This window comes from Klebsiella sp. 141251 (assembly GCF_050600725.1).
Lineage (GTDB): Bacteria > Pseudomonadota > Gammaproteobacteria > Enterobacterales > Enterobacteriaceae > Klebsiella > Klebsiella aerogenes.
This window is the reverse complement of sequence record NZ_JAQIRG010000003.1, coordinates 178,438-195,418: the sequence shown is the minus strand read 5'-3', so window position 1 is coordinate 195,418 and position 16,981 is coordinate 178,438. Positions and strand designations below refer to the sequence as shown.

15 protein-coding genes are annotated in these 16,981 nt (G+C 58.2%); 7 read left to right on the top strand and 8 right to left on the bottom strand.

Going from position 1 to position 16,981, the window contains the following annotated elements; genetic code table 11:
• Window positions 1-44: 44 nt before the first annotated feature.
• Window positions 45-1,898: a signal peptide peptidase SppA gene (sppA, locus tag PGR09_RS08655; protein ID WP_430916046.1), complete on the bottom strand. Its 1,854-nt coding sequence runs from the start codon at window positions 1,896-1,898 to the stop codon at window positions 45-47.
• Window positions 1,899-2,062: 164 nt separating this feature from the next.
• Here sppA and PGR09_RS08650 point away from each other — a divergent pair, with 164 nt between their 5' ends.
• Window positions 2,063-2,614 carry an NAD(P)H nitroreductase gene (locus PGR09_RS08650; protein WP_348876450.1) on the top strand — a complete coding sequence of 184 codons (552 nt, stop codon included), beginning with the start codon at window positions 2,063-2,065 and terminating at the stop codon, window positions 2,612-2,614.
• Between the two features lie 218 nt (window positions 2,615-2,832).
• Here PGR09_RS08650 and phoC read toward each other — a convergent pair whose 3' ends face one another.
• A complete protein-coding gene (gene phoC / locus PGR09_RS08645; protein ID WP_380376193.1) occupies window positions 2,833-3,579 on the bottom strand; it encodes an acid phosphatase PhoC in 747 nt (248 codons plus the stop codon).
• Window positions 3,580-3,805: 226 nt separating this feature from the next.
• On the opposite strand from phoC, the gene selD reads away from it, so the two are divergent.
• From selD to PGR09_RS08620, 5 genes are all read left to right on the top strand, one after another.
• Entirely contained in the window at window positions 3,806-4,849 is a 1,044-nt protein-coding gene (gene selD, locus PGR09_RS08640; RefSeq protein WP_045360482.1) for a selenide, water dikinase SelD, read from the top strand.
• Window positions 4,850-4,853: 4 nt separating this feature from the next.
• On the top strand, window positions 4,854-6,803 hold the full coding sequence (locus PGR09_RS08635) for a DNA topoisomerase III (RefSeq protein WP_015366158.1): 1,950 nt from the start codon (window positions 4,854-4,856) through the stop codon (window positions 6,801-6,803).
• A 139-nt stretch (window positions 6,804-6,942) separates the two neighbouring features.
• Entirely contained in the window at window positions 6,943-7,662 is a 720-nt protein-coding gene (locus PGR09_RS08630; RefSeq protein WP_064588709.1) for a PA1136 family autoinducer-binding transcriptional regulator, read from the top strand.
• A gap of 32 nt (window positions 7,663-7,694) precedes the next feature.
• Window positions 7,695-8,546: a glyoxalase III HchA gene (gene hchA, locus PGR09_RS08625; RefSeq protein WP_430916045.1), complete on the top strand. Its 852-nt coding sequence runs from the start codon at window positions 7,695-7,697 to the stop codon at window positions 8,544-8,546.
• Window positions 8,547-8,572: 26 nt separating this feature from the next.
• Entirely contained in the window at window positions 8,573-9,550 is a 978-nt protein-coding gene (locus PGR09_RS08620) for an NAD(P)H-quinone oxidoreductase (protein WP_045393270.1), read from the top strand.
• 43 nt (window positions 9,551-9,593) lie between these two features.
• Here the strand turns inward: PGR09_RS08620 and gdhA are convergent, their stop codons facing one another.
• Together gdhA and PGR09_RS08610 are read right to left on the bottom strand one after the other, a co-directional pair.
• Window positions 9,594-10,937, bottom strand: coding sequence for an NADP-specific glutamate dehydrogenase (gene gdhA, locus PGR09_RS08615; protein ID WP_015705776.1), 1,344 nt, complete (start codon window positions 10,935-10,937; stop codon window positions 9,594-9,596).
• 193 nt (window positions 10,938-11,130) lie between these two features.
• Window positions 11,131-11,529, bottom strand: a complete 399-nt coding sequence (locus tag PGR09_RS08610; protein ID WP_047045100.1) for a pyrimidine (deoxy)nucleoside triphosphate diphosphatase — start codon at window positions 11,527-11,529, stop codon at window positions 11,131-11,133.
• A 100-nt stretch (window positions 11,530-11,629) separates the two neighbouring features.
• Here PGR09_RS08610 and PGR09_RS08605 point away from each other — a divergent pair, with 100 nt between their 5' ends.
• Window positions 11,630-12,262 carry a CDP-alcohol phosphatidyltransferase family protein gene (locus tag PGR09_RS08605; protein WP_430916044.1) on the top strand — a complete coding sequence of 211 codons (633 nt, stop codon included), beginning with the start codon at window positions 11,630-11,632 and terminating at the stop codon, window positions 12,260-12,262.
• Between the two features lie 5 nt (window positions 12,263-12,267).
• On the opposite strand, the gene PGR09_RS08600 is transcribed toward PGR09_RS08605, so the two are convergent.
• The 4 genes from PGR09_RS08600 to PGR09_RS08585 all read right to left on the bottom strand — a co-directional run bounded on the left by PGR09_RS08600 (window position 12,268) and on the right by PGR09_RS08585 (window position 16,978).
• Window positions 12,268-13,575 (bottom strand): rhodanese-like domain-containing protein, encoded by a 1,308-nt coding sequence (locus PGR09_RS08600; RefSeq protein ID WP_320482679.1) that lies wholly within the window; start codon window positions 13,573-13,575, stop codon window positions 12,268-12,270.
• A gap of 75 nt (window positions 13,576-13,650) precedes the next feature.
• Window positions 13,651-14,295 carry an ATP-binding cassette domain-containing protein gene (locus PGR09_RS08595; protein WP_047045092.1) on the bottom strand — a complete coding sequence of 215 codons (645 nt, stop codon included), beginning with the start codon at window positions 14,293-14,295 and terminating at the stop codon, window positions 13,651-13,653.
• On the bottom strand, window positions 14,295-15,827 hold the full coding sequence (locus PGR09_RS08590) for a thiamine ABC transporter permease (protein WP_320482680.1): 1,533 nt from the start codon (window positions 15,825-15,827) through the stop codon (window positions 14,295-14,297). The genes PGR09_RS08595 and PGR09_RS08590 overlap by 1 nt, the downstream gene beginning before the upstream one ends.
• Window positions 15,800-16,978, bottom strand: a complete 1,179-nt coding sequence (locus tag PGR09_RS08585) for an ABC transporter substrate-binding protein (protein ID WP_315710844.1) — start codon at window positions 16,976-16,978, stop codon at window positions 15,800-15,802. Before PGR09_RS08585 ends, PGR09_RS08590 begins: the two co-directional genes overlap by 28 nt.
• Between the last annotated feature and the right edge of the window lie 3 nt (window positions 16,979-16,981).

The window sequence follows — 16,981 nt, the reverse complement described above, 5'->3', positions numbered from 1 at the left end:
TAATGTCGTTGAAACGCTGCCCCACGGCGGGGGCAGACGGGGGATTAACGAATATTGGCGCAGGTCAGACAGAAGGCATAGCGATTCTGCGGATCGTTAAATGCCGCCAGTTTATCGCTTTCCGTTTTCACAACGTCCGCGGCTGCCGCAACCGGCGCAGGCAGGTATGCCTGGATGGCGGCCGGCAGAGCCGCGCGCACTGAACCGGTCAGGCTATCCATCACCATCGCGAAGAACGTTGGTTCTTCCTGGTACCAGGTGATATGCCACTGTTTCAGTTTCGCCAGCTCCGCGGCTTTCGCCACCGCGTCGTCGAAATCGCCGAGGCTATCCACCAGACCGTTGGCCTTGGCGTCTTCACCGGTCCAGACGTGGCCTTGCGCGATTTGGTCAATCTTCTCCGGCGTGCTCTTACGCGCGTTAGCCACCAGGGTGATAAAGCGCTTATAGCCGTTTTCGATGCTCAGCTGTATTAACTGCTGCACTTCCGGCGGCAGCGATTTGGTGGTTGAGACATCGGCCAACGGCGAGGTGGCGACGCCATCGGTATGGACGCCAATTGAAGCGAGCGTATTTTCCACCGTGTTAATCACGCCAAAGATACCGATGGAGCCGGTAAGGGTGCTCGGGTTCGCCACGATGTAATCCGCAGGGGTGGAGATCCAGTAACCGCCGGATGCCGCCATGCCGCCCATTGAGACCACCACCGGTTTACCCGCCGCTTTCGCCGCCGCCAGTTCTTCGCGGATGACCTCCGAGGCGCTGACGCTGCCGCCAGGACTGTTGACGCGCAGAACGATCGCTTTGACTTTCGGATCCAGGCGCGCGTCGCGGATTTGCGCCGCGGTGGTGTCGCCGCCGACGTTACCCGGCGTTTCTTCACCATCCATGATGGCGCCGTTCGCAAAGATAACCGCTACCGCTGAACCCTGTTCAGCAGGCGCTTTGACGTTGTAATCGTAGTAGCTGATGGCGCGATAGTTGTTATCCGCTTTGCTCCAGCCAAACTGCTTAGTCAGCGCCTTTTCCACTTCCGTCGAGGTGGCCAGCTCGTCGACCAGCTTGTTATCCAGCGCGTATTTCGCGGTATCGCCATCGACTTTACGCAGGCCGTCGATCACGCCCTGAGCGCCGGGGAACAGCTGCTGCGCGGTGATCTGGCGGTTAGCGGCAATAGTGTTGAGATAGTTCTGCCACAGTTCGCCGATCCAACGGCTGTCCGCTTCACGCGCAGCCGGCGACATGTCGTCGCGAATAAACGGCTCGACGGCGGATTTGTAGGTACCGACGCGGAAAACGTGGGTCGAGACTTTCAGTTTATCCAGCAGCGATTTGTAGTACAGACCGTTGGTGGCAAAGCCGTGCAGGTCGACTTCACCCTGCGGCGAGAGCCAAATTTTATTGGCGAAGCTCGCCAGGTAGTATTGCCCCTGGGTGTAGCTGCTGCCGACGGCATATACCGGTTTACCGCTGTCGCGGAACTCGCGTAGCGCTTTACCGATGTACTGCATCGAAGGCTGATCGCCGCCGACGAAGTTTTTCAGATCCAGTACGATACCGGTGATATTACGGTCGTCTTTCGCCTGGCGAATCGTCTGTACGATATCGAACAGTGAGTTCTCCTGCAGACGATCGGAACTGGCGCCGAACAGCTGGCGACCGATGACTCCCAGTTTGCTGCTGGCGGAAGGCTTATCAACTACCACGCCGGTGATGTTCATCAGCAGCGCGCCGCGTGCGGTATGTTCCGCGGTGCTGCTGCTAAACTGCGCCCAGATGCCGATGCAAATCAGCACCAGTGCCAGGAACACCAGGTTCAGCGCGAATTGGCGAATGAAATTGAGTATTCGCCATGTCCATTTAAAAAATCCGGCAAGAAATCGCCAAAGGGTTCGCATGTATTCTCCCTAATATTTTGATGATGGGTCAGCCGCAGGGGCTGCCGCGTCTGGCTATCCTAAAGAGAGTGCCGACGCTTGTCAGCAGGAATCACCCATCGGGCTGTAACAAAATCCATGCGCATGTTAATTTTATGCAAAATGACATCACAGGAGTTACACAGATGGATGCTCTCGAACTACTGGTAAATCGCCGCAGCGCGTCGCGCCTGACCGACCCGGCTCCGGCTGGCGAACAGCTGGAAAATATCCTTCATGCGGGGATGCGCGCGCCGGATCACGGTACGTTACAGCCGTGGCGGTTCTTTATTATTGCCGATGATGGTCGCGAACGCTTTAGTCAACTGCTGGAAAAAGGGGCGATGGCCGCCGGGCAGGATGAAAAAGCCATTGAAAAAGCACGCAATGCGCCGTTTCGCGCACCGTTGATTATCGCGGTGGTCGCGCGCTGCGAAGAGCATCCGAAGGTGCCGCAGTGGGAACAGGAGATGTCCGCCGGATGCGCGGTGATGGCGATGCAAATGGCCGCAGTGGCGCAGGGCTTTAACGGTATCTGGCGTAGCGGCGCGTTAACCGAGAGTCCGGTTGTCCGCGAAGGCTTTGGCTGCCGCGAGCGGGACAAAATTGTCGGTTTCCTTTACCTCGGCACGCCGCAGTTAAAAGCAGCAACCACGTTTGCGCGACCGGATACCGCGCCGTTCGTCACGCGCTTCTGAGTCAACGCTTGTTACGCCGGGTGGCGGCTGGCGCCTTACCCGGCCTACGGGGCGTGCGGCCTGCCTTTAATTTATTCACCATGCTGGCTGAAACTACTTATGCTGGCTATCTCAAAATCCCCGGTGGCGCTGCCGCTTACCGGGGCTACAGCGCTTTGCGATTTGGTAGCCCGGAGAAGGCGCAGCGCGCCGCCTCCGGGAATGCAAAGGCGATGACGTTACTTCTGCGTTTTGGCGAATTCATCTTTGGCTTTCTGCAACTGCTGCTGGAAAGCCGGATTGGTATGCAGGGTCGCCACTACCGCCGAGCCGACAATACGCGCCGCATCGACGTCGCTCTGCCAATGATAGCCGCAGATAACCCGGCTTTCGCCCAGCTCATAGCCGCGCTTGAGAATTTCGTTTTGTCGTTGCGGGTTGATCTCCGCCAGTACCAGCGCGGTTGCCCAACCGATTGAGGTGTGACCGGAAGGATAAGAGCCGTTTTTCGACAGCTTGTCCTGCTCGGTGGTGTTACAGGTTGAGACGCCGTAGAACGCAAACGGGCGAATGCGCATATATTTTTCTTTCGCGCTGCGGGTGGCCAGATCGCCGGCATCCTCAATCATATTCGTCAGCAGCTTATGCAGCTGCGGCGCGTCTTTTTCGGTGATGGGCGAACCAAAGGCGCTGGAGAAGGCATTCGCCACGCCGCCGGCGCTAAGGTTGGCATCTTCAGCCGCCAGTTTACCGCGTTCGGTATTGCGCAGCAGTCGTCCTTTCTCATACATCGCCTGATCGTTTAAAAATGCGATACTGCCAACTTCCGGCGGCGGCGGCAGCAGCGCCAGGCTATCGATGGCCTGGGCATTTTTCAGATAATAGAGATCGGGTTTGGTTGTCGCATCGTTGCCGGCAGGGACCAGTGCGAAAGCGTTAACGGAAAACAGGCTGGCGAAGCAGAGGGCGAGAACGCGCTTTTTCATCTACATTTCCTTACGGTGTTATATGTCCAGAACAATGGTTTTGTTTTTAGTCACATTTTTGTCATCTGTAAGTAAAAGTTAAAATCACATTGAAAAAATTGTTCGGTATCGCAAAAACGCATATTTGTCTGCTTAATGAGCAACCACTCGCGATTTCGGACTGTCGCACTTATCACCTTGCCGTTTGGACGCTACCATAGCGGGATTGCAATGACAGGAGATGTCCATGAGCGAGCAAGCTATTCGTTTAACGCAATACAGCCACGGAGCCGGTTGCGGTTGTAAAATTTCCCCCAAAGTGCTGGAAACCATTCTGCATAGCGAGCAGGCGAAGTTTGTCGACCCGAACCTGCTTGTCGGCAACGAAACCAGCGATGATGCGGCGGTCTACGATTTGGGTAACGGGACGTCGATCATCAGCACCACCGATTTTTTCATGCCGATCGTCGATAATCCTTTTGATTTTGGCCGTATTGCGGCGACTAACGCCATCAGCGACATTTTCGCCATGGGCGGCAAACCGATTATGGCGATTGCGATACTTGGCTGGCCAATCAACACGCTGGCGCCGGAGATTGCTCGCGAAGTGGTTGAAGGCGGGCGTTTTGCCTGCCAGCAGGCCGGAATTGCGCTGGCGGGCGGTCACTCCATCGATGCGCCGGAACCGATTTTCGGGCTCGCGGTGACCGGCGTGGTACCAACCGAACGTATCAAGAAAAATAGCACCGCGCAGGCGGGTTGTAAGCTGTATCTGACCAAACCACTGGGCATTGGCGTGCTGACTACCGCCGAGAAGAAATCGCTGCTGAAGCCGGAACATCAGGGGCTGGCGACGGAGACCATGTGCCAGATGAACCTTGCCGGCGCCGCATTTGCCAATATCGAAGGGGTAAAAGCGATGACGGACGTCACCGGTTTCGGTCTGCTGGGGCATCTCAGCGAAGTCTGCCGCGGCGCGGGCGTTCAGGCGCAGCTAAATTACGCCGATATCCCGAAACTACCGGGCGTTGAAGCCTATATCGCCGCCGGAGCGGTGCCGGGCGGCACCGGGCGCAACTTTGCCAGCTACGGTCATTTGATGGGCGAGATGCCGGCGGAATGGCGCGATCTGCTGTGCGATCCGCAAACTTCCGGCGGCCTGCTGCTGGCGGTAACGCCGGAAGCTGAAGCCGAAGTCCAGGCCGCTGCCGCGGAATTTGGCATTAAGCTTGCCGCCATTGGCGAGCTGGTAACCGCCCGTGGCGGGCGTCCAATGATCGAGATCCGTTGATTAGATGCGGTTGTTTATTGCAGAAAAACCGAGTCTCGGTCGCGCTATCGCCGATGTGTTGCCAAAACCGCATCGCAAAGGCGATGGTTTTATTGAGTGCGGCAATGGGCAGGTGGTCACCTGGTGTATCGGCCACCTGCTGGAGCAGGCGCAGCCGGATGTTTACGACGGCCGCTATGCGCGCTGGAATCTGCTCGACCTGCCCATCGTTCCGGAAAAGTGGCAACTACAACCAAAACCGTCGGTCACGAAACAGCTGAACGTTATCAAACGCTTGCTTGGCGAGGCGCAGGAAGTGGTTCATGCGGGTGACCCGGATAGAGAAGGGCAACTGCTGGTCGATGAAGTGCTGGACTACCTGCAACTGGCGCCGGAAAAGCGCCAGCAGGTGCAGCGTTGCCTGATTAACGACCTTAACCCACAGGCGGTTGAACGGGCGATTAACCGCCTGCGCGCGAATAGCGAGTTTGTCCCGCTGTGCGTGTCGGCGCTGGCCCGCGCTCGCGCCGACTGGCTGTATGGCATCAACATGACCCGCGCCTACACCATTCTCGGGCGTAATGCCGGCTATCAGGGAGTGTTGTCGGTTGGCCGCGTACAGACGCCGGTATTGGGGCTGGTAGTCCGTCGCGATGAAGAGATTGAAAACTTCGTCGCCAAAGATTTCTTTGACGTCAAAGCGCATATTGTCACGCCGCAAGACGAGCGGTTTATCGCCACCTGGGTGCCAAGCGAAGCCTGCGAACCCTATCAGGATGAAGAGGGGCGTTTACTGCATCGTCCGCTGGCCGAGCATGTCGTTAAACGCATAGAAGGGCAGCCGGCAATCGTAACCGGCTATAACGATAAACGCGATTCCGAACCGGCGCCGCTGCCGTTTTCGCTGTCGGCGTTGCAGATTGAGGCGGCGAAACGCTTCGGCTTCAGCGCGCAGAATGTGCTGGATATCTGCCAGAAGCTGTATGAGACCCATAAGCTAATTACCTATCCGCGTTCGGATAGCCGCTATCTGCCGGAAGAACACTTTGCTGGCCGCCATGCGGTACTGAACGCGATTAGCGTCCATGCGCCGGATCTACTACCGCAGCCGGTGATGGATCCGGAGATCCGCAACCGCTGCTGGGATGATAAAAAGGTCGATGCGCACCACGCGATTATCCCGACCGCGCGCAGCAGTCAGGTTAAACTCAACGATAACGAAGAGAAGGTGTACAACCTGATCGCTCGTCAGTATCTGATGCAGTTCTGCCCGGATGCGGTATTCCGCAAGTGCCAGATTGACCTTGATATTGCTAACGGCAAATTTGTCGCTAAGGCGCGCTTCCTCGCCGAAGCGGGCTGGCGCGCGCTGCTTGGCAACAAAGAGCGCGACGAAGAGAACGACGGTACGCCGCTGCCAGTGGTCGCCAAAGGCGATGAGCTATTGTGCGAAAAAGGTGAAGTGGTGGAGCGACAGACCCAGCCGCCGCGCCACTTTACCGACGCGACGCTACTGTCGGCGATGACCGGTATTGCTCGCTTTGTGCAGGATAAAGAACTGAAAAAGATCCTCCGCGCGACCGACGGTCTGGGGACGGAAGCGACCCGTGCAGGGATTATCGAGCTGCTGTTTAAGCGCGGTTTTCTGAATAAAAAGGGGCGCTATATCCACTCATCGGACGCCGGTCGGGCGCTAATCCATTCCCTGCCGGAAATGGCCGCACGCCCGGATATGACCGCCCATTGGGAGTCGGTGTTGACGCAAATCAGCGAAAAACAGTGCCGCTATCAGGACTTTATGCAGCCGTTGGTAGGGACGCTTTTCCAGCTTATCGATCAGGCGCGGAGCACGCCGGTGCGCCAGTTCCGCGGGCTGGTTGCGCCAGGCGGAGCGAAAAAATCGTTTAGTAAAGGGAAGGGTAAGCCGAAAGGCAAAAAGCCGGCGGCGGATATCGCGCCGGAAAGTCCGCAATAATGTCTCCGCCCCTCGCCACGGAGGGGCTTAGCTAAAACGCCCTTCCGCCTGAGGGCGCTTAACCCGGTTGAGGGTTTTCCCGCATATCATTTCCGCCTCCCTGCTCTAAAATAGGGTCATTGATGTTAAAGAAGGGATGATGATGGCAAACGATCCAATGGACAGTATCCTCAAAATCAGATCGGTCAGCACCATGGCTGAACTGCAACGACACGTCAGAAACGTGATGTCCGCTTTTGGCTATGACCGGATCGTACTATTTTCTATTTCCCCACTACGTACTCCCTATATTGAACGCATTTACTGGATTGAAGGGCACTGGTTTGACGATGAGATAGATGAACAAACCTACCTGCAGCGCTGTCCGGTCAACCAGCATTTCATCCATACCTCCCGGCCATTTTTGTGGCGAAAAACTGGTAGTGACACGGCCAGCAGTGAGTATCAAATTGTCGACGTTCCCTTGAAAGGCGCGCTTCATGGCATGCAGATCCCCATTTTCGGCCGCACGGGGATTGAAGGGGCGCTGAGCCTTGGCGGCATGGCCATCGACGCTTCTCCACGAGCCGAAATGCTGCTGATGTTACTGGGCATAGAGGCATTTCATTGCGCGCGGAGATTGTTGAGCTCTGTTGAGGAAGGTAACGCAACCGTACTGACCCGGAGAGAAATCGAAGTACTCACTCTGGTAGCCAAAGGGCTTAGGCAGGGAGACATTGCCGCCGTGCTGGGGATCTCTGAACGTACGGTGGAGAATCATTTGCGCCATGCGCGCGGTCGCCTGAGAGTGGTGACCACGGCGCAGGCCGTCCAGGTGGCGATGCTGAACGGTGAAATATCGCCGCCTCACAGTGAATAATCGCTATATCCGCAGATGAAAAGGAAAAGATGATGAGCGAACAAATCAGTAAACAACCGCAAGTGGACCATGCTGAAGAGAATGCTTTTTTTCCTTCGGCCTATTCTCTCAGCCAGTTTACCAGCCCGGTGTCTGACCTCAGCGGCGCTGATTACACGCGGCGCTATAATGGACGGCGGAAAGTGCTGGTTATCGCCGCCGATGAACGTTATCTGCCTACCGATAACGGCGCGCTCTTTTCGACCGGTAATCATCCGGTAGAGACGCTGCTGCCGATGTACCATCTGCACGCCGCAGGTTTCGATTTTGATATTGCGACGCTCTCCGGGCAAATGGTCAAGTTTGAATACTGGGCGATGCCGCGCGAAGACCAAAAGATTATGCCGTTCTTCGAGCGTTATCTTCCGCAGTTCCGCCAGCCCCTGGCCCTTTCTGACGTCGTAGCGCAGCTGGATGCTGATAGCGATTATGCGGCGGTATTTATTCCCGGCGGCCACGGTGCGCTTATCGGCCTGCCGGAGAGCGAAGCCATCGCCGAAACGCTGCGCTGGGCGCTACGACACGATCGGTTTGTGATTTCGCTCTGTCACGGCCCGGCGGCGTTCCTCGCGTTACGACAGGGGGAGAATCCGTTAAACGGTTATGCTATTTGCGCGTTTCCGGATGCCGCCGATAAACAAACGCCTGATATCGGCTATATGCCCGGTCACCTGACCTGGTATTTTGGCGAAGCGTTAAAAGCAATGGGGCTTGAGATCGTAAACAGCGATATTAAAGGTCGTGTACATCAGGACCGTAAATTGCTGACCGGGGACAGCCCTTTTGCGGCGAATGCGCTCGGTCAGTTGGCGGCAAAAGCGTTGCTCGACGAATATGCAAAGTAACATCAATCTGATGATGAGGGGGAGCAGTGAAGTATATCTCAATTAGTCAACCGGGCGGCCCGGAGGTTCTTCAGATTGGTGAAGGCGACATCCCCTCGGTCGGTGATAACGACGTCCTGATCCAGGTTAAAGCCGCTGGCGTCAATCGGCCGGATATCTTACAGCGACAGGGCGTTTATCCGATGCCGGAAGGGGTAACGCCGATACCCGGACTGGAAGTCGCTGGGGTGGTCGCGGCGGTAGGATCGCAGGTGACGGATTTTCATCCCGGCGATAAGGTTTGCGCCCTGACCAACGGCGGCGGCTATGCGGAGTATTGCGCGGTACCGGCGGGGCAAACGTTGCCAATACCGCCTGGGCTGAGTTTTAGCGAAGCGGCGGCGATACCTGAAACTTTCTTCACCGTGTGGGCGAACCTGTTTCAGATGGGCCGGGCGCAACCTCATGAAAGCGTCCTGATTCACGGCGGGGCCAGCGGCATCGGGACGACGGCGATCCTGTTGTGTCATGAGTTAGGTATGAAAGTCTATACCACCGTCGGGCAGGAAGAAAAAGTGGCGGCGCTGCGTCCTTATGCCACGGCCATCAATTATAAAACCGATGATTTCGCAGAGAAAATCACTCAGCTGACCGATGGTAAAGGCGTCGACGTTATTCTCGATATCGTGGGTGGACCCTATTTTAATCGTAACCTGGAACTGCTGAAACGAGACGGGCGGCTGGTTATTATCGGCTTTATGGGCGGGCGAATCGCCCATGATGTTGATATTCAAACCTTGATGCTCAAGCGCGCGACCGTGACCGGTTCAACGATGCGCGGCCGAAGCGCAGAAGAAAAAAGGCAGATCGCTCAGGCGCTGAAGGACCACGTCTGGCCGCTGCTGTCGCAGGGTAAATGTAAGCCGCTGATTTACGCTAGCTATCCGATGGCTGAAATCGCGCAGGCGCATGCCTGCCTCGATAGCGGTAATCATCTGGGGAAAGTGGTGATTACCATGGAGTAGAGTTGATATCCCCGACGCCGGGCGTCGGGGATAAAGACACAGATTAAATCACACCCTGCGCCAGCATGGCGTCAGCGACCTTGACGAAGCCGGCGATATTGGCGCCGCGAACGTAGTTGGTCTGTTTCTCTTCACCGCCGTACTCGACGCAGGCGTGGTGAATATCCAACATAATGTGATGCAGACGCGCATCCACTTTCTCCGCTTTCCAGCCCATACGCGCGGCGTTTTGCGCCATTTCAAGGCCGGATGTGGCAACGCCGCCGGCGTTGGCTGCTTTGCCCGGCGCGAACAGCACGCCAGCGTCGAGGAACAGATCGGTGGCGGCAATGGTGGTGGGCATGTTGGCGCCTTCGGCAACCGCTTTAACGCCATTGGCGATCAGCATTTGCGCGGCATCGACATCCAGTTCGTTCTGGGTCGCGCACGGCAGCGCGATATCTACCGGCACTGACCACGGCTGCTGGCCTTCGAGGTAGGTCAGACCGAATTCGCGCGCGTAGTCGGCGACGCGGCCGTGGCTACGCTCTTTAATATCGATCAGACGGGCCAGTTTCTCTTTAGTGAAGCCGGCTTCGTCTACCACCGTACCGTTGGAGTCGGAGGCGGTAATGACGCGCGCGCCGAATTCCATGGCTTTCTCAATGGCGAACTGCGCCACGTTGCCGGAGCCGGATACCGCGACGCGCATCCCTTCGAAGCCCAGACCGTGGCGCTTAAGCATCGCTTCCGTAAAGTAAACCAGACCGTAACCGGTGGCCTCCGGGCGGATGAGACTGCCGCCGAAGGAGAGACCCTTGCCGGTGAAGACGCAGGCGCTGTTGTTGGAAAGTTTGCGCATCATGCCGGCCATAAAGCCGACTTCGCGGCCGCCAACGCCGATATCGCCCGCCGGAACGTCGGTATCCGGGCCGAGGTGACGATACAGTTCCGTCATCAAAGCCTGGCAGAAGCGCATCACTTCGCCGTCGCTTTTACCTTTCGGGTCGAAATCGCTGCCGCCTTTACCGCCGCCCATCGGCAGCGTGGTGAGGGCGTTTTTGAAGGTCTGTTCGAAGCCCAGGAACTTAAGGATCGACAGGTTGACCGACGGATGGAAGCGCATACCACCTTTGTACGGGCCAATCGCGGAGTTGAACTGCACGCGCCAGGCGCGGTTAACCTGAACCTGATTGCGATCGTCAACCCAGACGACGCGGAACTGGATGACGCGCTCCGGTTCGACCAGGCGTTCCAGCAAATTGAGCTGACGATAGCGCGGATTCTGTTCAAGGAACGGCCACAGAGTGGTCATCACTTCGCGGACGGCCTGAGCGAATTCAGTTTGATGCGGGTCGCGCTGTTGAACGCGGGCGAGAAAACTTTCCAGAGTACACGCCTGATCCATAGATGTAATTTCCCCTTACGGTTGTGGTTGCTTGTTATTTTTTATACCCGGCCTTGAAAAAGCCGATTTTCCGACTATAACACCGGAAATAGTTAGGCTGACAAGGAAAAATTGAGCGCGGAGAAAAATTTATAATCCGACGAGGGTCATAACTAAAAACGATGACCCAGGCCGGAGATGAGGGGGAAAGATGCTAGCCTGCTTGTTGGTTTATAAAGGCATTCAGCAGAGGAATATCCGCTGGCGCCAGATCAAATTCTAATGCTTGCGACGGCGTACACCAGCGCAGTTCGCTATGGTAACGGGCGACCGGTTCACCGCTAAACTCGCCTACCCACCAGGCATGCAGGTGGATCAAACGTCCGGAAACTTCCCGCTGATGGCTGGCGATATAGCGGGTTGGCCTCGCGACGATAGCCAGCTCCTCTTCCAGCTCGCGCGCTAACGCCTGCGGCTGGCTTTCTCCGGGTTCGATTTTGCCGCCGGCGAACTCCCACAGCCCCGGCTGATCGGCATGCGGCGGGCGCTGCGCCAGGAGAATTTTGCCGTCGCGTTCGATAATCGCGGCGACAACATCAATGATTTTTTGCATAGTTGTCCTGAATCATTCAAATACCGGCCTTGCTTATAATGGCGTATTATCTCCGTCTTTCCCCTGTACCGACAACCTTTTAGCCTGATGGAGCGTCACCGTGCTTGATAGCCGCCTGCACCCCCGATTGAAGCCCGTACTGAATGCCATCGCCCGCGTGCTCGATCGCCCAGGGATCTCCCCTGACGGCCTGACGCTTTTCGGTTTTGCTATCGGCGTGCTGGCCCTGCCGTTTCTGGCGCTCGGCTGGCACGGCGCCGCGCTGGCGGCCATTTTGCTCAACCGGTTGCTGGATGGCCTGGATGGCGCGCTGGCGCGGCGGCGCGGCCTCAGCGATGCGGGCGGGTTTTTGGATATTTCGCTCGATTTTTTGTTTTACGCGCTGGTGCCGTTCGGTTTTATTGTCGCCGACCCGGCGCAAAATGCGCTGGCGGGCGGCTGGCTGCTGTTTGCGTTTATCGGCACCGGCAGCAGCTTCCTGGCGTTTGCGACCCTTGCGGCAAAGCATCAAATTGCCAATCCGGGCTATGCGCATAAATCATTTTATTATCTTGGCGGGTTGACGGAAGGAACGGAGACGATCCTGCTATTTGTACTGTGTTGCCTGTTTCCGGCGCACTTCACCTGGCTGGCGTGGTGCTTCGGCGCGTTATGCTGGCTGACGACCTTCACCCGTATCTGGAGCGGCTACCTGACGCTGAGGGAGGCGCAAAGCCAGAACCTCCCTCAGTAGTCAGATTATTTGCTGCTGTCCGGGCCGCGTTCGCCGGTGGCTACCGGATTTTGCGGATTACCGCTCCATTCATACCAGCCGCCGTCGTAAACGGAGACGTTTTTCCAGCCCATCGCTCTGGCGTACATGAAAGTCTCTGAGGCGCGCCAGCCTGTGCCACAGTAAAACGAGACCTGCTGGTTGGGCAGAATGTTCCACTGTTTCCACATCGCCGCGATATCGTCGGCGCTGCGCATCGTGCCGTCCGGATTATGGAAGTCTTCCATATGGGTGGAATCGCTGCCGGCATGGCCCCAGCGCGCGCCGGCAATATCGCCCTTCGGCTTGATGTAGCTGTAGCCGCTGGTGGTGCCGATAAATTCCGGCCACGAGCGGACGCTGACCAGCGAAGCATCCTGGCGGTGTAGTAACCCACGCGCCTGTTCGGTATTGAGCATTAACTGCGGCTGACCGGGGATCGGCGCGCCGAAATCCGTCACCGCTTTTTCTGCGGCTGGCATACCGCGTTCGACCGGCAGATTCGCGTCGGACCAGCTTTTCCAACCGCCGTCGAGCAAGCGTACATCTTTCACCCCGGCATACAGCATGATCTGCGCGACGCGCGCGGCGGCGTAGACGTCGCGGCCGTACAGAATCACCGTGGTGTCATGGCGAATACCGTGTTTAGCCAGCATCGCTTTTAGCTGTTCATCGGACACTTTGTTCCACAGCGGCTCGCTTTCCACTTCATTGGTATCGATATAACCGGCGCCGGGAATGTGATTCAGCAGATAAAATTTCGGCGCGCCCCAGGCCACTTCAAACAGTTTCCAGTCGCCTTGCGGGGCGGCGGTAACGGTTTTACCTTGCTGTAAATCGTGGATCCACTGCGGATACACCAGCTGCTCAAAGTGCGGCAGCTTCTGCAGGCGCTCGCTCTGACTGAAGGCGTCGCTAAGCGTGCTGAGCTTCGTGAATCCGGCTTCTTTCAGGCGCGCCGCAACTCTGGCGTTATCCTCGGCGCCGCCATATAACGCGATTGGCGTATCGGCCTGCAGCTGGTGCTGAGTAGCCCATGCGCGCAGTTGTTCGTCGCTCATTGCGCCAAGCCAGGTAGCGGAGAGGTTTAGCGCCTGAGGTTCATGGCCCTGTGGACCGTTGGCGCTTTGCGGCCAACCGTTATAGAAAGCGCTGAGGCGGGTGTCTATCGCCACGCCGTGCCGCTGTTGCAGCGTTGAAAAGTCCAGCGTTGGCATGGTATCAGCGGCGAAAGAAGAGGAAGCAGCAAGCCCCATGAGCAGGGCGAGTGCGGTCAATTGAGAAACACGTTTCATCGAAATGCCCGACGGTAGAAAGAGGAGGGCTCATTCTCTGCTCCTGATAAGGGAATTTCTTTGCGATAACGCAGGTTAGACGGAATTTGCCTGCCAGGCGGCGATATTAATATAGCGTCCGCCCGGCGGGAGATCCTGGCTGTCGTGAGTCACCAGCACCGCCGGGATTGCCAGCCGGTCAATTTCCGCAAATACCCACTGGCGAAAATCGGCGCGGCGTTCTGCGTCCAGGCGATTAAAAGGCTCATCCAGCAGCAGCGCTTGCGGCCTCGCCAGCAGGGCGCGCAGCAGGCTGACGCGCGCGCGCTGTCCGCCGGAGAGCGTGGCCGGATCGCGCGAGGCGAAGCCCGGCATACCGGCGCGCGCCAGCGCGTGCTCGACTTCGGCCCGCCGCGCCGCGCCGCGGATCTCCGCAGGCAGGGCGAGCTGTAAATTGTGCCCCACGCTGAAGTGGTCAAACAGTAGCGCATCCTGAAACAGGATGCCAATGCGCCGCGCTTCGGTGGCGAGCCCGTCGCAGCGGCGTTCGTTGAGCCATAATTCACCTTCAGCGCGAAAGGTGTCGGCAAGCGCGCCGATCATCCAGGCAAAAAGGGTTGATTTACCGCTGCCGGAAGGGCCCATCAGGGTCAACACTTCGCCGGGAGCGACAGAAAAATTGACTCCACACAACAGCGGTTGGCGGTGGAGGGTTAATGTCAGGTCGTTAACGGTTAGCATTAGCGTAATCCCCGGCGACGACGGCCCATAAACCAGGCCATCAGCGCAGTAACCATAAAGCAGATCGCCGGTAGCAGCAATTGCCACAGCGCTTGTGCGGCAAGCCGCGTGCTGTCGCCGCCGCTGCTCAGCGCTACCGCTTCGCTGGTCAACGTCGGCGTCCGTCCGCCGCCGAGCCACACGGTCGGCAGATACTGCGCGATACTCACCGAAAACCCGACCGCCAGCGCGGTGAGCAGCGGTCGCGCCATTGACGGCAGTTTGACCCACCAAAACAGGCGGCCGCGCCGCCAGCCAAGCGTACGGGCAATTAATAACAACCGTGGATCAAGATTGCGCCACGCCGGGGAGAGGATAAACAGCATCCATGGCACGACCCATAACAGATGCCCCCATAATACCGTCATCAATTGACCGTCGAGCCAGCCCACGAGTGCTAATTGATATTGACCATCGGCAAGCGGCAGCGTCGGGATGATTAATGGCAGCCAGAGTCCGTTATATCTGGCGGGACCGAACTCCAGCCACAGCAGACACAGCGCGGCTCCCAGTATCGCTGCGCCCAATGCCAGCCAGAGGCTGTTACCGATCGCCTCAGCCGTTGGCTGCGTCCATTGCGAAATGCCAGCCAATAACAATGCGCAAACCAGACCGCAGGCGGGTACCACCTGCGCCAGAATACGTCCGGTCGCAGCGTTGGCGGGGGCGGCGCGCTTGCCGCATAGTGCGGGAATAGTTTGCCGCCAACGGCGCCAGCCTATCGATGCTATGGCCGCGAAGATTAACGTGAACGCCAACAACAGCAGGCTGGCCAACGCGCCTTTCGCCTGTTGCAACGGATCGCCCTGATTAAGCCACTGCCACGCCAGTACCGCCAGCGTTGGCGGATTTCCCGGACCGATCACTAAAGCGACATCCACCGCCGACAGACTCCAGGCAACGGTGGCCAGCAGAACAAGGCTCATCGATGGCAGCAGCGCCGGCACAATAATCCACTGCAGACATTGCCAGCGGTTGTAGCCGAGGGTTTTCATGACTACGGTGTGGGCCGCCAGCTGTTTTTCACCCAGTACGCCATACGCCACCCACAGTAAAAAGGCGCTCTCTTTGACCGCCATCGTCAGGCCCAGACCGATACCGTAGCGATCGGCCGGTGGGCTCAACGCGGGAAACAGACGATACAGCCAGCCGCCTTCGGCAAATAGCAGCAGGGCGGCCGTGGCGAAAGCGACATGGGGTACCGCCAGCAGCAGCGGTAATCTTCTCGCAAGGCGCTGCCAGCCGGCGGCTGGCCATAACGCGCCAATCACCGTCAGGGTGATGAACAGCGCGCCGCCCACCGCCAGCAGCGTAGAAGCTAGCGTCGCCGCCAGCGCCTGCGGCAACTGCGGATCGCTTAATAGCGCCCGCCAGGCCGCGGCGTCGACGGCAGGTACCGCCATCAGCGCGGCGGCGGGAAGCAGAGGGAGATAGACAAGCGCTATCGCTCCCCACGTCAGCGCAATTAGTGGGTACCGTAGCGGCGCAACCATTCCTGCTCCAGCGCGTCAACCCAGGCGGCGTGCGGTTCAGCCAGCATCGGCGGCGTCGCTTTCGGTTGCACGGCGTACAATGCGGCGCGCTGGGCGTCGTTGAGTTTTTCGGGATCGAGTACGCTGGGATCGCCCCAGATTTGCGGATCGGCTTTGCGTAGCTGAGCCTGCGGCGATAGCAGGAAGTTGGCAACCACATGTGCGCCTGCCGTAGCGCGGGCGTTGGCGGGGATAGCGACAAAATGCACGTTGCCGAGCATCCCTTGTTTAAAACCGAAGCTATAACTGTCTTGCGGAAGTTCGCCGCTGGCGGCTTTTTGCTGCGCATGCAGCGGATTGAAAGTGAGTGATAGTTGTAGCGTGCCTTGCGACAGCATCGCGTCCATCCGCGCCGGTGACAGCGGAAAATCGCGACCCTGGCGCCAGAGCAGCGGGTGTAGCCTGGCGAGATAGTCCCATAGCGGCGCGGTCACCGCGGCGAAACTGGCCGCCTGCGGCGGCTGGCGCAGGGCATCCGGTCGATCGGTTAGCGAGATCAGCAACTGCTCAAGGAAAGCGGTGCCGGTAAAATCCGGCGGCCGCGGATAGGTGACGCTGCCTGGATGCGCTGTGGCGAACGCCAGTAGCGCCTGTGCGCTGTCCAGGGGGGCAGACAGCTGCGAGCGGCGAGCGATAAAGGTCAGCTGCGCGCCACCCCACGGGGACTCCGCGCCATCGGTGGCGAGGGAGAAATCTTCCCGAACCGGTTTTCGCGTATCGACGTAGCGCCAGTTAGGCAGCTTTTCAGCCCAGCCGCTGCGCAGTAAATTCGCCTGCTTCAACGTGCGGAAATTCTCGCCATTAACCCACAATAAATCGATTGAACCGCCGCGGGAACGACCGGCACGCGCCTCGGTCTGAATACGCTTAACCGCATCGGCGGCATCGGCGATATGTACAATACGCAGATCGACGGCGTAATCACGTTTAACCTCGGCGCTGACCCAGTCGAGGTAGCGGTTAACCGCCGGATCGCCGCCCCAGGCGTTGAACCACACCGTCTGGCCACGCGCCTGCTGGCTGATGCTCTGCCAGCTCTCGTCGGCGTTGGCGAGAGTCGGGGCCAGCAGCAGCGCGGCAAGCCAAATTAAACAATAACGCAGACTGCGCATATT

Coding starts and splice junctions, on each gene's coding strand:
- sppA (WP_430916046.1), bottom strand. CDS start 1,898: ATGCGAACCCTTTGGCGATTTCTTGCCGGATTTTTTAAATGGACATGG.
- PGR09_RS08650 (WP_348876450.1), top strand. CDS start 2,063: ATGGATGCTCTCGAACTACTGGTAAATCGCCGCAGCGCGTCGCGCCTG.
- phoC (WP_380376193.1), bottom strand. CDS start 3,579: ATGAAAAAGCGCGTTCTCGCCCTCTGCTTCGCCAGCCTGTTTTCCGTT.
- selD (WP_045360482.1), top strand. CDS start 3,806: ATGAGCGAGCAAGCTATTCGTTTAACGCAATACAGCCACGGAGCCGGT.
- PGR09_RS08635 (WP_015366158.1), top strand. CDS start 4,854: ATGCGGTTGTTTATTGCAGAAAAACCGAGTCTCGGTCGCGCTATCGCC.
- PGR09_RS08630 (WP_064588709.1), top strand. CDS start 6,943: ATGATGGCAAACGATCCAATGGACAGTATCCTCAAAATCAGATCGGTC.
- hchA (WP_430916045.1), top strand. CDS start 7,695: ATGAGCGAACAAATCAGTAAACAACCGCAAGTGGACCATGCTGAAGAG.
- gdhA (WP_015705776.1), bottom strand. CDS start 10,937: ATGGATCAGGCGTGTACTCTGGAAAGTTTTCTCGCCCGCGTTCAACAG.
- PGR09_RS08610 (WP_047045100.1), bottom strand. CDS start 11,529: ATGCAAAAAATCATTGATGTTGTCGCCGCGATTATCGAACGCGACGGC.
- PGR09_RS08600 (WP_320482679.1), bottom strand. CDS start 13,575: ATGAAACGTGTTTCTCAATTGACCGCACTCGCCCTGCTCATGGGGCTT.
- PGR09_RS08595 (WP_047045092.1), bottom strand. CDS start 14,295: ATGCTAACCGTTAACGACCTGACATTAACCCTCCACCGCCAACCGCTG.
- PGR09_RS08590 (WP_320482680.1), bottom strand. CDS start 15,827: ATGGTTGCGCCGCTACGGTACCCACTAATTGCGCTGACGTGGGGAGCG.
- PGR09_RS08585 (WP_315710844.1), bottom strand. CDS start 16,978: ATGCGCAGTCTGCGTTATTGTTTAATTTGGCTTGCCGCGCTGCTGCTG.